General features: G+C 65.1%; 13 protein-coding genes. 9 read left to right on the top strand and 4 right to left on the bottom strand.

Going from position 1 to position 14,228, the window contains the following annotated elements:
- Positions 1-188: 188 nt before the first annotated feature.
- Both BT183_RS09375 and BT183_RS09370 read right to left on the bottom strand, forming a co-directional pair.
- Positions 189-1,073: a ribokinase gene (locus BT183_RS09375; RefSeq protein ID WP_072341969.1), complete on the bottom strand. Its 885-nt coding sequence runs from the start codon at positions 1,071-1,073 to the stop codon at positions 189-191.
- A 47-nt stretch (positions 1,074-1,120) separates the two neighbouring features.
- The gene (locus BT183_RS09370) at positions 1,121-2,062 is read right to left on the bottom strand and encodes an arylamine N-acetyltransferase family protein (RefSeq protein ID WP_072341967.1); all 942 of its coding nucleotides are present in this window, start codon (positions 2,060-2,062) and stop codon (positions 1,121-1,123) included.
- Between the two features lie 230 nt (positions 2,063-2,292).
- On the opposite strand from BT183_RS09370, the gene uxaC reads away from it, so the two are divergent.
- The 9 genes from uxaC (at position 2,293) to BT183_RS09330 (ending at position 9,863) form a co-directional block, all read left to right on the top strand.
- On the top strand, positions 2,293-3,705 hold the full coding sequence (uxaC, locus tag BT183_RS09365) for a glucuronate isomerase (RefSeq protein WP_084603421.1): 1,413 nt from the start codon (positions 2,293-2,295) through the stop codon (positions 3,703-3,705).
- A gap of 42 nt (positions 3,706-3,747) precedes the next feature.
- On the top strand, positions 3,748-4,728 hold the full coding sequence (locus BT183_RS09360) for a TRAP transporter substrate-binding protein (protein WP_072341964.1): 981 nt from the start codon (positions 3,748-3,750) through the stop codon (positions 4,726-4,728).
- 135 nt (positions 4,729-4,863) lie between these two features.
- Positions 4,864-5,448: a TRAP transporter small permease gene (locus BT183_RS09355; RefSeq protein WP_072341962.1), complete on the top strand. Its 585-nt coding sequence runs from the start codon at positions 4,864-4,866 to the stop codon at positions 5,446-5,448.
- A 3-nt stretch (positions 5,449-5,451) separates the two neighbouring features.
- The gene (locus BT183_RS09350; protein WP_072341960.1) at positions 5,452-6,738 is read left to right on the top strand and encodes a TRAP transporter large permease; all 1,287 of its coding nucleotides are present in this window, start codon (positions 5,452-5,454) and stop codon (positions 6,736-6,738) included.
- Between the two features lies 1 nt (position 6,739).
- Entirely contained in the window at positions 6,740-7,513 is a 774-nt protein-coding gene (locus BT183_RS09345) for a FadR/GntR family transcriptional regulator (protein WP_072341958.1), read from the top strand.
- Positions 7,514-7,533: 20 nt separating this feature from the next.
- Positions 7,534-8,379 (top strand): 5-dehydro-4-deoxy-D-glucuronate isomerase, encoded by an 846-nt coding sequence (gene kduI / locus BT183_RS09340; protein ID WP_072341955.1) that lies wholly within the window; start codon positions 7,534-7,536, stop codon positions 8,377-8,379.
- A complete protein-coding gene (gene kduD, locus BT183_RS09335) occupies positions 8,376-9,140 on the top strand; it encodes a 2-dehydro-3-deoxy-D-gluconate 5-dehydrogenase KduD (RefSeq protein WP_072341952.1) in 765 nt (254 codons plus the stop codon). Before kduI ends, kduD begins: the two co-directional genes overlap by 4 nt.
- A 15-nt stretch (positions 9,141-9,155) precedes the next feature.
- A complete protein-coding gene (locus BT183_RS20755; RefSeq protein WP_177282480.1) occupies positions 9,156-9,329 on the top strand; it encodes a hypothetical protein in 174 nt (57 codons plus the stop codon).
- A 42-nt stretch (positions 9,330-9,371) separates the two neighbouring features.
- On the top strand, positions 9,372-9,863 hold the full coding sequence (locus BT183_RS09330; RefSeq protein ID WP_072341949.1) for a hypothetical protein: 492 nt from the start codon (positions 9,372-9,374) through the stop codon (positions 9,861-9,863).
- Positions 9,864-9,881: 18 nt separating this feature from the next.
- Here the strand turns inward: BT183_RS09330 and cobO are convergent, their stop codons facing one another.
- Together cobO and cobN are read right to left on the bottom strand one after the other, a co-directional pair.
- A complete protein-coding gene (gene cobO / locus BT183_RS09325; RefSeq protein ID WP_072341946.1) occupies positions 9,882-10,523 on the bottom strand; it encodes a cob(I)yrinic acid a,c-diamide adenosyltransferase in 642 nt (213 codons plus the stop codon).
- On the bottom strand, positions 10,520-14,227 hold the full coding sequence (gene cobN / locus BT183_RS09320; RefSeq protein ID WP_072341943.1) for a cobaltochelatase subunit CobN: 3,708 nt from the start codon (positions 14,225-14,227) through the stop codon (positions 10,520-10,522). The genes cobO and cobN overlap by 4 nt, the downstream gene beginning before the upstream one ends.
- Position 14,228: the final 1 nt, after the last annotated feature.

Here is a 14,228-nt window from a genome sequence, read left to right as displayed (position 1 = left end):
CTTTGTTGTGATGCTTGGCGTTGCAGTCGTCACCCTCCCCCTTTGCGGGGAGGGATCAAGGGTGGGGGGCGGAGAGCCACCAGACACGCCGTTGATTCACTGGCTCCCGTCACCCCTCCCCGGCCCTCCCCGTCCAAGGGGAGGGAGGCCGACTGAGAGCTCAGTGCGGTGAAGCGCTCTAGCGGCGTTCAGCGCGCCGCGTCCACCGCATCAGCATGGGGAATGGCCGGCTGTGCGCCGGGGGCGAGGCAGGCAAGGCTCGCCGCCTTTGCCGCGCGCGCCATGGCCGCTTCGAGCGGCATGCCGGCATCGAGCCCGGCCGCCAGATAGCCCACGAAGGTATCTCCCGCCCCAACCGTATCGACCGGATCGACCTTGAGGGCGGGGACAGAGATCAGGCCCTCGGGCGTTGCTGCACGCGCACCATCGGGCCCCAGCGTCACGATCACCGTCTGGCCATGGCGCCGCGCCCAGTCTGCCATGAGCGTTTCGAGATCTCCCTCGCCGGCCAGAAGCGCGAATTCGGTTTCGTTGGCCACGAGGATGGCGGCCAAGGGCGCAAGTTCGGGCGTGGTGGAAAGAAACGGCGCGGTGTTGAGGATCGATACGATGCCTTTTTCCCGCGCGATCTCGAGCGCCCGGCGGGTCGCCTCCTGCGGAATTTCCTGCTGGGTAACGAGCACATCGCCCGGGGCGAGATCAGCGAGCGCTGCGTCGGCATGGGCGGGGGTGGCCGTGCCATTGGCGCCGGGCAGCACGGCGATGACGTTTTCGCCCGCTGCATCGACGAAGATCATGGCGATACCGGTCGGGCCCGTCTCGCGCCTGAGCAGCGACAGGTCGACGCCTTCGCTTTCGAGCAGCCCGATGGCTTCCCCGGCAAATGCATCCGTGCCTACGGCACCCGCGATGCGGATCCTGGCCCCGGCACGGCGGGCGGCGAGCGTCTGGTTGGCGCCCTTGCCCCCTGCAGCGGTCGAAAAACTCCCGCCGGGCACGGTTTCGCCGGGCCTCGGAATGCGGCTCACCGTACCGATAAGGTCGAGATTGAGCGATCCGAAAACGGTGATCACGCCTGTTGCCCCCTCATTGCCCACGGCCCGTGGCGGGCCGCTGCCGCCTATTGCTGGCTCTGCTGCTGCGCGTCAACTGCCCCGGTGACGGGCTCCGGCGCGGCGCTCGTGTCCTCCGCCCCGGCGGCCTCCGCTTCGGCCACAGCCTCAGGCTCGGCCGCAGCGCTGGGCTGGGGGAAGAAGCGGGCCAGCGCCGGATCGAGACGCTCGGCCGGTGGCAGCGCGATGCCGAAGGTTTCGGCCAGCACCGTCTTGAGATCCTCGAGGCTCGAAATCACCCGGACCTGGCGATTTTCACCCACCACATGTGTGGTCAGCCGATTGTTGGCGAGCGACAGCCGCCGGCCTTTTTCGGCCCGCGCCACCATCAGCGCCTCGCGGAAGCGCGGCAGGCGCTCGACACGGTCGTTCATCGCCTCGATGTCCTCGAAGGTGATTTCCTCGGTGGTGAAGCGGTAGACCTTGCGCCACTCCGCGCCGATCTCGACTTCGAGCGTCCACACCCCATCCGCATTGGTGAGGCGGAAGGGCTCGTGCGGGGTCTGCTGCACGGCATCGGATTTGAGCTTGAGCGGCGCGCTGAGCGTCACCCCGCCAAAGCCTACGTCGCAGAGATAATTGGTGCCGGCGATATCGACGAGCAGCGCCAGATGGGTCGCCGGCCGCTCTTCGTCCGGCCCCGGTTCGGGCTCGCCCCAGAGCACAGTGGCGGCGATCGGGCGCACCTTGTAGTCGAGCGTTTCGAGTGCCCGGCGAAAGAACAGGTTCTGCTCGAAGCAATAACCGCCGCGTTTCTCGAAAATGAGCTTTTGTTGTATATTGTTGGGCTCGAGCCGTATCGCAGAGCCCATCAGCAGGTCTATGTTCTCGAAAGGCACCGCTGCTGGATGGAGGGCGCAGAGCGCTTCGAGTGTCTTGAGCGTCGGGGCAATGGAGCCCGAAAACCCGATCCGCTCGAAATAGGCGGGAAGGTTTGCATCATCAGCCATGAAGGGTCCCGAGGCTGTTGAGGGAGGGCCGAATATGGGCGCGACGAGGCGCTTTGTCACCCTTGCCGCGTGCGAGGGGGCGAAAATCTCCCGGCTTGACGGAGCCGGCGCGGCTGGATAGCGAGCCGACGCACAGCGTCACCAGCAAAGTCATCATACGAATTCTGATTTTCGTATGTTGACATATCAGCGCCTCCTGCCCTACCAAACGGGTCGGGGAGGACTTCAGTGTGACGCATGGTTTTCTGAGCGCGGACCGGCTTTTCGACGCCGAGCCCACCGCCCGCGGCATTGCACGCGAGCTTTACGAGGGCATCGCCGGCCTGCCGATCCTGAGTCCGCACGGCCATACCGACCCGCGCTGGTATGCCGAAAATGCCCATTTCCCCGATCCGGCCCGGCTGCTGATCGTTCCAGACCACTACATCTTCCGCATGCTGCTGAGCCAGGGCGTGCGGCTCGAGGACCTGGGGGTGCCCACGGCCGATGGCAGCGCGGTGGAAGCCGACGGGCGCGCCATCTGGCGGCGCTTTGCCGAGAACTATCACCTCTTCCGCGGCACCCCGACCCGGCTCTGGATCGACCACACCTTCGAGACGCTGTTCGGCATCACCGAACGCCTCAGCGCCGCCAATGCCGACGCCCAGTATGACCGGATTGCCGAGCTGCTGACGCGCGACGACTATCGCCCGCGCGCGCTGTTCGAGCGCTTCGGCATCGAGGTGATCTCGACAACCGACAGCGCGCTCGACGATCTCTCCTGGCACAGGATGATCAGGGACAGCGGCTGGTCGGGGCGGGTGCTGCCGGCCTATCGTCCCGACAACGTCGTGGACCCAGATTTCGAGGGCTTTGGCGCCAATCTCGATCGGTTGGGCGACATTTCGGGCTGCGATACCGGGCGCTGGCAGGGCTATCTCGACGCCCATCGCAACCGCCGGGCTCATTTCATCGCAATGGGCGCGACCGCGTCCGACCATGGCCATCCCACCGCCGAGACCGCCAATCTGGGCGCTGCCGAAGCCGAGGCGCTGTTTGACGCCGTGCGCTCCGGCAAGGCCGATGCGGGCCAGCGCGCCCTCTTTCGCGCACAGATGCTGACCGAGATGGCCAGGATGAGCCGGGATGATGGCCTCGTGCTGCAGATCCATCCGGGCTCGCTGCGCAACCATTCCCCCTCGATGATGGCGCGGTTCGGTCGCGACAAGGGCTTCGATATCCCCACCCGCACCGATTATGTGCGCGCCCTCAAGCCGCTGCTCGACGTGGTTGGGATGGAAACCGACCTCACCATCGTGCTCTTCACGCTCGACGAGACAAGCTATGCGCGCGAACTGGCGCCGCTCGCCGGCGTCTATCCGGCGCTGCGGCTGGGGCCGCCCTGGTGGTTCCACGACAGCCCCGAAGGCATGATGCGTTTCCGCCAGATGGCGACGGAAACGGCCGGGTTCTACAATACCGTCGGCTTCAACGACGACACCCGCGCCTTTCCCTCCATACCGGCCCGCCACGACGTGGCCCGCCGGGTCGACTGCGCCTTCCTCGCCCGCCTCGTTTCCGAGCATCGGCTCGATCTCGATGAGGCTCACGAGGTGGCGCATGATCTCGCCTATGGGCTCGCCAAGCGCGCCTACAGGCTCTGAACCGATCATCGCAATGATCTGATACGTAACGGGAGGACAATAATGTTTCAGATGACCAGACTGGCAGTCGTGGCGCTTCTCGCCGCTGCCCTTTCGGCCGGCACGGCCAGCGCGCAGACGGTGCTGCGCTCGTCCGATACCCATCCGGATGGCTACCCCACCGTCGAGGCGGTGAAGTATTTCGGCGAGCTGCTCAACGAGCGCACCGCCGGCCGCTACAGCGTCGAGGTCTATCACTCGGCCCAGCTCGGCCAGGAAGCCGATACCATCGAGCAGGTGCGCTCGGGCGTGATCGATCTCAACCGCGTGTCGATGGCGCCGTGGAACAGCCTCGTTCCGCTGACGCTCATTCCCTCGCTGCCCTATCTCTTCCGCTCGCCCGAGCATGCCCGCGCCGTGATGGCCGGCCCGATCGGCGATGAGATCGCCGCTGGTTTCGAGGATCACGGCGTGGTGGTGCTTGGCTTTTATGATGGCGGCGCCCGCTCCTTCTACAATTCCAAGAAGCCGGTGAATACGGTCGCCGACCTCGCCGGCCTTAAGTTCCGCGTCATCCAGTCCGACGTGTTCGTGGACATGGTCAACGCCCTGGGCGCCTCGGCCACCCCGATGCCCTATGGCGAAGTCTATTCGGGCATCGAGACGGGCGTCATCGACGGAGCCGAGAACAACTTCCCGTCCTACGAATCGGCTCAGCACTTCGAAGTCGCCAAGTATTACTCGCTCGACGAGCATACCATCGTTCCCGAAGTCTTCGTGATGTCGAAGTCGAGCTGGGATCGTCTCTCGGACGAAGACAAGGCGATCTTCAAGCAGGCCGCCCGCGATTCGATGGAAAAGCAGTGGGAGCTTTGGGACGCGCGCGTCTCCGAATCCCGCGCCAAGGTCGAGGCCGCAGGTTCGGAGATCACTACTCCGGAAAAGCAGCCCTTCATCGACGCCATGGCGCCGGTCTATTCGAAGTATGTCAACACCCCCGAGCTCCAGGATCTCGTCGCCCGCATCCAGGCGACCGAGGGCTGACGTGAGCTGAACATCCCGTCGTCCGGTCCGTGCGGCCGGACGACGGCCCCATCGCTGCGGCCTGATCGCTGTGGCCCAATCGCTTTGGCCCAAGCAGGTCGTTGCTGCCTTTGCAGCTCCCGGGAATCTTCCATCATGTCCAGCTCTTCCCATCAGCTCGACCTTACAGGTGTCGATCCGCGGCTCGCCACCGTGGCCCGTGTCCTGGGGCGCATCTCGAACCTGGCGCTCTACATCGCCGGCATCGGCCTTGTCGCGATGACGCTGATCGTGGGCTGGCAGGTGTTCGTGCGCTATGTGCTCAACTGGTCCAATGCGTGGACCGAGCTGTCGGCCATCCTGATCATGAGCTGGTTCATTTTCCTGGGCTCCGCAGTGGGCGTTCGCGAGAATTACCACCTGGGGTTCGACGTGCTGCTTTATGTGCTGCCCAAGGGATCCAAGAAGATCCTGCGCACCATTTCGGACGTCATGGTGTTCGCCTTTGCCATCGGCATGGTCGTCTATGGCATCATTCTCATTCGCCTGCAGTGGAACGAGCGCATGCCCGGCCTCGGCATTTCCGGCGCCTTCCGCTATCTGCCGCTGGCAACGGGCGGCTTTCTGATCGCGCTGTTCTCGGTTGAGCGCGTGGTGCTGCGCTGGGCCGGCGTCAATGTCGACAAGGATCTGCATGACGAGGATCCGATCCCCCAGGCCGACGCAATCAAGGAAATCTGAGCCATGGCGACCTGGATCCTTTTCGGCACCTTCACGCTGCTGATGCTGATCGGCACGCCGATCGCCTTCTGCCTTGGCATCGCCAGCTTTGCCGCCATTCTCTATATGGGCCTGCCGCCTCTGGTGGTCTTCCAGCAGATGAATTCTGGCATGAGCGTCTTCACGCTCCTGGCCATCCCCTTTTTCATCTTCGCCGGCGACCTGATGGTGCGCGGCGGCATCGCCGGGCGCATCGTCGCCTTTGCCGGCACCATGATCGGGCATCTGCGCGGCGGGCTGGGGCAGGTCAACATTGCCGCCTCCACCCTGTTCGGGGGCATTTCCGGCTCGGCCGTCGCCGAAGCCGCTGCCGTCGGTGGCCTGATGATTCCGCAGATGAAGGCGCGCGGCTATGGCGCCGATTATGCGGTCAACGTCACCTCGATGGCGGCGCTGATCGCATTGCTGCTGCCGCCCAGCCACAACATGATCATCTATTCGATCTCGGCGGGTGGGCGCATCTCGATCGCCGATCTCTTCACCGCCGGCATCATCCCGGGGCTGCTGCTGGCCTTCGCCCTCGCCATCACGGCCTATATCGTGGCGCGAAAGCGCGGTTACCCCACCGAGGCCTTCCCCGGCTATGCCGCGGTCGGCCGCGCCTTCCTCATCGCCACGCCGGGACTGCTCCTCATCGCCATCATCTTCGGTGGCGTGCGCTCGGGCATTTTTACGGCGACGGAAAGCTCCTGCATTGCGGTGTTCTACGCGCTCATCGTGACGCTCACCGTCTATCGCTCGATGAGCTTCCAGGCTTTTGTCGATGCAACGCTGGGTGCGGTGCGCACCACGGCCATGGTGCTGCTGATCATCGGCACGGCGGCGTCCTTCGCCTGGCTGATGGCCTATATGCGCATTCCCCAGCAGATGATTGATTTCCTCGGGACTGTTTCGGACAATCCGATCGTCATCCTGATCATGATCAACATCATCCTGCTGATCCTGGGCACCTTCATGGATATGGGCCCCACGATCATCATCGCCACCCCGATCTTCCTGCCCATTGCTGTCGCTTATGGCATCGATCCGGTCCATTTCGGCGTGATCATGATCCTCAATCTCGGCATCGGGCTCAACACCCCGCCGGTGGGGGCGGTGCAGTTCGTTGCCTGCGCGGTGGGCAAGATAACCGTGTGGCAGGCCATGCGCTCGATCTGGCCGTTCTATCTGGCTGGCGTCGTCGTGCTCCTCATGGTCACCTATATTCCCGCCCTCTCGCTCTGGCTGCCCGCAGTCTTCCGAGGGCAATGACATGGCTGAGGTCGGCCAGTCCCGTTCGCGCGCCTCGCCGCGGCCCAAGCTTGCCCTCAAGGTCGCCGAGGACCTGCGGGCCCAGCTGCTCGCCGGCGATCCGCCGGCAGGCAGCAAGCTGCCCACCGAAATCGAGCTTACGGCCCGGTTCGGGGTGTCGCGCACGGTCATTCGCGAAGCGATAGCAGCGCTGGCCGCCGATGGCTTTGTCGAACCGCGTCAAGGCGCGGGCGTCTTTGTGCTCGATCGCGCCACGCTCACGTTCAATTCCATGACCGCCGAGATCGGCAACCGCATCTCGCATGCCATCAACGTGCTCGAAGTGCGCATGGGCATCGAGATCGAGAGTGCCGGTCTTGCCGCCCAGCGTCGTAATGGCGCGCAGGAGGCCGCTATCCAGGAGGCCTTTTTCGAGTTCGACCGGCTGCTGTCGCTGAACCTCGCGACCGGCCGCACCGATTTCGAGTTCCACCGCGCCATTGCAGCGGCGACCAACAATCCCTTCTATCTCGAAGTGCTCGATGCGTTGGGCGAGCGCGCCATCCCCTGCGACATCACCTCGCCCTGGGGCACCGAGAGCATCCTCAGCCGCGAATATCAGGAGGGGCTGCAGGTGGAGCACCTTGCGATCCTGAGAGCCATTTCTGCCGGCGATGCCGATGCCGCCCGCGCCAGCATGCGCCATCACCTTTCGGCTAGCCAGCAGCGCTATCGCGCCCGGCTCTACGGCCGCCAGCAATCCTATTCCGCCGCGCGCGCCGAGCCGGTGCGCTGACCAACTCCATCGGAGATACCATGACCACGACCCAATTCGAGACCCGCTGGGCCATCGATCCCGACGCCGCCGCCCTGATGGGTACCGATGAGCTGCGCGACAATTTCCATATTTCGGGCCTGTTCACACCCGGCGAAGTCAACCTCACCTATACCCATTACGACCGCATGATCGTGGGCGGCGCCATGCCCGTCGATGCGCCCCTGCCGCTCGAGGCCATCAAGCCGACGGGCACCAAGGGCTTCCTTGATCGCCGCGAAGTGGTGATCGTCAATATCGGCGGGGAGGCCAAGATTTCGGCCGGCGGCACCGATTACGTGCTGGGCACGCGCGACATGCTTTACCTAGGCATGGGAACCGCCGGGGTCAGCTTCGCTTCGGTCGATGCTGCAAAGCCCGCCAAGCTCTATCTGCTCTCGGCCCCCGCCCACGCGGCGCTGCCGGCCCGCCACATCCGCATCGGCGACGCGAGGCGCATCGATCTGGGGGCGCAGGCGACCAGCAATGAGCGCTCCATCTTCCAGTTCATCCACCCCGAAGGCGCAAAGACCTGCCAGCTCGTGGTGGGCATGACCCAGCTCGCCCCCGGTTCGGTGTGGAACACCATGCCGGCTCATATCCATGACCGGCGCATGGAAGCCTATCTCTATTTCGACCTGCCCGAGACCGCGCGTGTCATCCACCTGATGGGTGAGCCCGACGAGACGCGCCACATCGTGATGGCCAACGAAGAGGCCGTGCTGTCGCCCGGCTGGTCGATCCATTCAGGCGCCGGCACCTCCAACTATGCCTTCATCTGGGCCATGGCCGGCGACAATGTCGATTACACCGATGTCGATCCGGTCAGGCTGGAGGATATCCGGTGACCGATCTCTCGGCCTTTTCGCTGGAAGGCAGGCGCGTGCTGGTGACAGGCGCCAATACCGGGCTGGGGCAGGGCATTGCCCTTGCCGCCGCCCGGGCCGGTGCCAGCGTTATTGGCGTCGGCCGGTCGGCCATGGACGAGACGGCGGCGAAGGTGGAGGCCATCGGCGGGTCCTTCACCCCGATCCTCACAGATCTGGGCGATTCTCACGCCGCTGCTGCCATGCTGTCCGAGGCCTGGGCGGCGCACGGGCCGATCGACGGGCTGGTCAACAATGCTGGCATCATCCGGCGGGCCGATTCGGTCGAGCTATCGGAGGAGGACTGGGACGACGTCATGGACGTCAATCTCAAGAGCCTGTTCTTCCTGAGCCAGCGCTTTGCGAAGCTGGTGCTGGGCGAAGATCGTCGCGGCAAGGTCGTCAACATCGCCTCGCTGCTGTCCTTCCAGGGCGGCATCCGTGTTGCCTCCTATGCGGCGGCCAAGCATGGGGTGGCGGGGGTGACCAAGATCCTCGCCAATGAGTGGGCGTCGAAGGGCATCAACGTCAACGCCATCGCCCCGGGCTATATCGAGACCAACAATACGGCCGCGCTGCGTGCCGATCCGGATCGCACCCAGCAGATTCTCGCCCGTATTCCGGCCGCCCGCTGGGGCCGCTCGGAAGATATCGGGGATGCTACCGTGTTCCTTCTCGCCCGGGCATCGGACTATATGCATGGTGCCATCGTACCGGTCGATGGCGGCTGGCTGGCGCGCTAGCGTTTGAGGAAAGCGATGAAGCTCAATTCGCCGCCGGTGCCGGTTTTCATCATCGCGCTGGCCCTGGCGGTGATTGGGTTCCTCCATGGGTTGACCACCGCGCTCGCCTTCATCCCAATTCCTGCGGTCTGGATCGTGCTCGTGGCCTTCGTTCTGCTGGCCGCATCCTGCGTGTCGAAGGCCGACTGAACCGGACTTGAAAAGCAGGCCCGCACGGCTCACTCTCGGGCTATGCGCAGTCTGTTCGCTCTCATCGCCCTGATAACGCTCGCCCTTCCGGTCCTGGCCGAGGATTGGCAGCGCTATGACAATGAGCGTTTCGGGTTTGTCCTCCCCGTGCCGCCCGGCTTTGCGCTCGCTGCGCCTCCGCCAGCCAATGGCGATGGCGTTACGCTGGCGAACCGGCAGGGTACGCAGCGCCTGCTCGCCTGGGGCGGGCATGTGACGGAGGCTGATTTTTCGGCTGAGGCAGAAGCACGTGCGGCGTCCGCCGCCGCTGAAGGCTGGGCCATCACCTACCGTGCCACGACGCCTGGCTGGGCCAGCTGGTCGGGCAGCCGCAACGGCATCGTGCTCTATACCCGCATGATCGCGCTCTGCGCCGGCAACCAGTTCGCGGCGGTCCAGCTCACCTATCCGCAGCGCGATATAGCGGCCATGACTTCCGTTGTAGAGCGGCTGGTTGGCGGGCTTGCTGCGACCGGCCAGAGTCTCAGCTGCTGACCGACTTCGCGATAAGCCTCAGAATTCGATGCCCTTCTGCGCCTTCACCCCGGCGCGGAAGGGGTGCTTGATCTCGGTCATTTCGGTGACGAGATCGGCAATTTCAATCAGCTCATCCTTGGCGTTACGGCCGGTGACGATCACATGGGTGTCGTGCGGCTTGGCGCGCAATGTCTCGATCACCTCATCGAGTGGAAGGTAATCATAGCGCAGGACGATATTGAGCTCGTCGAGCAGCACCATGTCATAGGTCTCGTCGGCGATCATCGCCTTGGCCGCGTCCCATGCAGCGCGGGCCGCCGCGATGTCGCGCTGCCTGTCGGCGACGTCCCAGGTGAAGCCCTCGCCCATTGCCTTGATGGTCACCTGTTCGGGGAATTTCTCCAGAACGTCGCGCTCGCCCGTGCCCCAGGCGCCCTTGACGAACTGCACCACCCCGATCCTGAAGCCATGACCCAGGGCGCGGAACACCATGCCGAAGGCGGCCGTCGACTTGCCCTTGCCCTTGCCGGTATGCACGATCAGAAGGCCGCGCTCCTCGGTCTTGGTGGCGAGGATGCGGTTGCGCGCCTCCTTCTTTTTCTTCATCTTTTCAGCGTGATAGGCATCGCGCTCGGCCTCGCTCATGAGCTCGGTCTTTTTTGGCGTGCGCTCGGTCATGGCTTGGCCTCCTCGAGATAAGCGTAGGCGGAATTGGAGCGCGGCGTCCAGAAGCCGCGCCGGCGCGCTTCATCGAAACGCTGCAGCAGTTCGTGATAGCCGTGGCGATTGTTGGCGATGAGAAAGCCGCGCACGGCATCGTCTTCGACAAAGGCCGCAAAGGCGAGGTCGAAATGGTGGCTCTTGACCGCCCCGGCCGTGGCGGCGAAGGCGAACATGTAGTCGAGCGTGGCGACGATTTCGAAGGCGCCCTTGTAGCCATGGCGCATGACGCCGGCGATCCATTTCGGATTGACGACGCGCGACCGCATCACCCGGCCGATTTCGTCTTCGAGCGTGCGGGCGATAGGGCGTTCGGGGCGGGAGGTGTCGGTGTGGTAGGCGGTCGGCTTGCGGCCCGATAGCGCCTCGGCCGTGGCGATGAGCCCGCCCTCGAACTGGTAGTAATCGTCCGAATCAAGCAGGTCGTGCTCGCGATTGTCCTGGTTGTGCACAACCGCCTCAACCTGCGAGAGGCGCAGCGCAAATCGCGCCCGGGCCGGGCTGCCCGCCTCGCGCGCGCCATAGGCATACTGGCCCCATTCGAGCACCGCTTCGGCAAGATCGGCGCGCGTGTCCCAGGCGCCCGAATCGATCAGCCCCTGAAGCCCGGCGCCATAGGCACCCGGCTTGGAGCCAAAGATGCGCTGTCCGGCGACGCGCGCCGCCTCGGCTTCGCTGGCCCCTTCCGCCATCAGCCCAAGCGCCTCGGCCCGCATGCGGGCGGCGACAGGGTTGTCGTCATCGGGTTCGTCGAGTGCTCCGACGGCGCGGATGGCGCGATCAAGCAGGGCGATCTGGGCCGGAAAGGCATCGCGGAAAAAGCCGGATATGCGCAGGGTGATATCGACGCGCGGGCGGGCCAGCTTTGCAAGAGGGATGATCTCATAGCCCGAAAGCCTCAGGCTCGCCGGGTCCCAAGTCGGGCGAACGCCAAGGAAAGCAAGGGCTTGCGCTACATCGTCGCCACCGGTGCGCATATTGGCCGTGCCCCAGAGCGAAAGCACGAGCGTGCGCAGCGGATTGCCGTGCTGCTGGAAATGCCGGTTGAGCACAGCTTCGGCCGAGCGCTGGCCCAACTCCCACGCGGTGGGCGTCGGCACGGCGCGGATATCGACGGAATAGAAATTGCGGCCCGTGGGCAAAACGTCGAGCCGTCCTCGGGTCGGCGCGCCCGAGGGCCCGGGAGCCACGAAGCGACCATTAAGGCCGGCGAGGAGGGCGGCGATTTCGCCGGGCCCCGAGGCGCGAAGCCGGGGGCGGATGGTGGCCTCGATTTCTGCCAGCACGGCCGCTGTCGCAGTCCATTCCGGATCGGCGGACTTGCCTGACACGAGATCGGCGGCCAACACCTCCAGCGCCTCGACGAGCTTGCCGGCGCTGCGGATAGCGGGCTTGTCCCCGCCGCTCAAGCATTCCGGCACCGGTCCTGCCCAAGGCGTGCCGAGGTCGGCGGTGAGCGGATCGATGCCGAGCTTCAGATCATCGGCGAGGGCACGAACAAGCGACGCGTCTCCCGGCCGCTCGCCACGGGGCACGCGGGCGAAGGCGACGAGCAGGTCAGTTTCGAGCCGATCTCGCGGCGCCTCACCGAAAATGTGGAGGCCATCGCGGATTTGAGCCTCCTTCAATTCACAAATGTAGGTGTCGACCTGCCGCAGGCGGGTTTCGTCATCCCCCGACAGTGTCAGGTCGGCGTCGAGGCGCGAATCGCGGGTAAGGTCGAGGATGCGGCGGGTGAGGTCCTTGAGCCGCCGCCGGTCCATGCCGGAGGCGGCGTAATACTCGTCAAGCAAGGCCTCCAAGTCTTTGAGTGGCCCATAGGTTTCGGCGCGGGTCAGGGGCGGCACGAGATGGTCGATGATCACCGCGCCGGTGCGGCGCTTGGCCTGCGTGCCCTCGCCGGGGTCGTTGACGATGAAGGGATAGAGCTGCGGCAACTCGGCCCAGAGTGTGGCGGGGTAACTCGCCGCATCGAGCGCCGTGGCCTTGCCCGGCAGCCATTCGAGCGAGCCATGCTTGCCATTGTGAATGACCGCATGGGCCGAAAACCCGTGACGCAGCCAGAGGTAAGCCGCGATATACCCGTGCGGCGGCACGAGGTCCGGATCGTGATAACTCGCATCGATGTCGAGGTGATAGCCGCGCGCCGGTTGCAGCAGCACGGCGATAGAGCCCAGCATCAGGCCGGGCAGCCGGAAGGTCTCGCCCGAGACGAAGGGATCGTCTGCTGCATCGCCCCAGCGGGCCGTGACTTCGGCCTGAACCCTGGCCGGCAGGGCGGAAAAAAGCCTGTGATAATCGGCGAGTGCGAAGCTTATGCCTCCCGGCCGGCTTGGGTCGGCATTGGTCGGCCCGGCCTGCAACCGGGCGATCAGCGCCTTGCCATCGGCGGGGAGGTCGGCGGTGCTGTAACCAGCTTTTTTCAAGGCTTCGAGGATGCGGATGGTGGAGGCGGGGGCATCATAGCCGACGCCATTGGCCAGCCGGCCATCGCGGATGGGATAGTTGGCGAGAACGATGCCGATCCTGCGCTCCGCCGGCGCGGCGCGGCGCAGCCGGGACCAGTTTTCCGCCAGCGTTGCAGCGCGTAAAACACCTTCCGTATCAGGGGCATAGCTCGATATCGGGCACTGTGTGCGGGCGTGCCACGTGGCCTCGGATTTATGGCCCACGATCAGCATGCCGATGCGCCCGTCGAGCTCGGGCAGCACCACCTGCATGGCGAGATCCTTGGCCGTGAGGCCCTGGATATCGGTCTGCCACTGGGCTTCGGGGCGGCCCGATTGCAGGAGCTGGATGACGGGGGCGTCGGTGGGGGCGAAGGGGTTGGCCTCGGGGGCCAGGCCATCGATGCCAAGGGCGAAGCCGGTGAGGTTGAGGATTACGTCAGGCGGATGTGTGCACAACCGATCCTGAACGAAATCAATGGCTTGCTTTTCTTTTAGGCTCGAGACGAAGAGCGGCAAAGGGGTGAGGCCGCGGGCTTCAAGTGCCTCGATGAGGGCGGTGACGGTGGCGGTGCCGCCGCCTTCGAGGACTGCGCGATAGAAGAGAATGGGGACGATCGGTCGGCCGTCGGCGGGGGACGGGGACACCATGCCGCGTTCGGGGTGCCAGTGGCCGAAGCGGGAAAAGGGCTGCGGTTCCAGGCCCTTGGTCGATATGGTCCCGGAACTCGCGAGTCCTGCCATCCTGCGGAACGTCGCGAGAATCGCATCGGCATTGTCGGGCCCGCCGGCGGTGAAGAGGCGGTGGAGAAGGGCCCAGTCCTCGGGCGGAATGGTGGAGCGATCGCGGAGGATGCGGTCGGGGGTGGCATCGCCGGGCAAAAAGGCGAGCGCGATGCCGCGATTGCGGCACAAGGCCTCCAACTCATTGACGCCATAGGCGAAATAGGCGGCGCCGCCGAGGAGGCGCACGACCACGAGACGCGCATGCGTAACTGTCTTTTGCAGCCACAAATCGATGGAAAGATTGTGGGAAACACGCAAAGTCGAGGCAAGACGCAGACCGTGCTCGCCGGCGCGGTCGGCAGCGCCGGCAAGAAGGGCCAGTTCGCTGTCGGCTGCTCCGGCAAAAACCATCGGCCCGGGGCTCTGTCCCAGGTCGATGGCCTCGCCTTCCTGCTGGGCCGACCCGGCCTGGGCGGCGAGAAGGTGCATG

This window comes from Devosia enhydra, from assembly GCF_900119845.1.
Taxonomy (GTDB): domain Bacteria; phylum Pseudomonadota; class Alphaproteobacteria; order Rhizobiales; family Devosiaceae; genus FPKU01.
The sequence above is the reverse complement of the archived record's forward strand: the minus strand, read 5'-3'. Positions and strand labels throughout refer to the sequence as shown.

Bases quoted from the DNA above. Each gene is read 5' to 3' on its own strand.
- BT183_RS09370 (WP_072341967.1), bottom strand. From the start codon at position 2,062: ATGGCTGATGATGCAAACCTTCCCGCCTATTTCGAGCGGATCGGGTTT.
- cobN (WP_072341943.1), bottom strand. From the start codon at position 14,227: ATGCACCTTCTCGCCGCCCAGGCCGGGTCGGCCCAGCAGGAAGGCGAG.
- BT183_RS09360 (WP_072341964.1), top strand. From the start codon at position 3,748: ATGTTTCAGATGACCAGACTGGCAGTCGTGGCGCTTCTCGCCGCTGCC.
- BT183_RS09355 (WP_072341962.1), top strand. From the start codon at position 4,864: ATGTCCAGCTCTTCCCATCAGCTCGACCTTACAGGTGTCGATCCGCGG.
- cobO (WP_072341946.1), bottom strand. From the start codon at position 10,523: ATGACCGAGCGCACGCCAAAAAAGACCGAGCTCATGAGCGAGGCCGAG.
- BT183_RS20755 (WP_177282480.1), top strand. From the start codon at position 9,156: ATGAAGCTCAATTCGCCGCCGGTGCCGGTTTTCATCATCGCGCTGGCC.
- BT183_RS09350 (WP_072341960.1), top strand. From the start codon at position 5,452: ATGGCGACCTGGATCCTTTTCGGCACCTTCACGCTGCTGATGCTGATC.
- BT183_RS09345 (WP_072341958.1), top strand. From the start codon at position 6,740: ATGGCTGAGGTCGGCCAGTCCCGTTCGCGCGCCTCGCCGCGGCCCAAG.
- BT183_RS09330 (WP_072341949.1), top strand. From the start codon at position 9,372: ATGCGCAGTCTGTTCGCTCTCATCGCCCTGATAACGCTCGCCCTTCCG.
- kduI (WP_072341955.1), top strand. From the start codon at position 7,534: ATGACCACGACCCAATTCGAGACCCGCTGGGCCATCGATCCCGACGCC.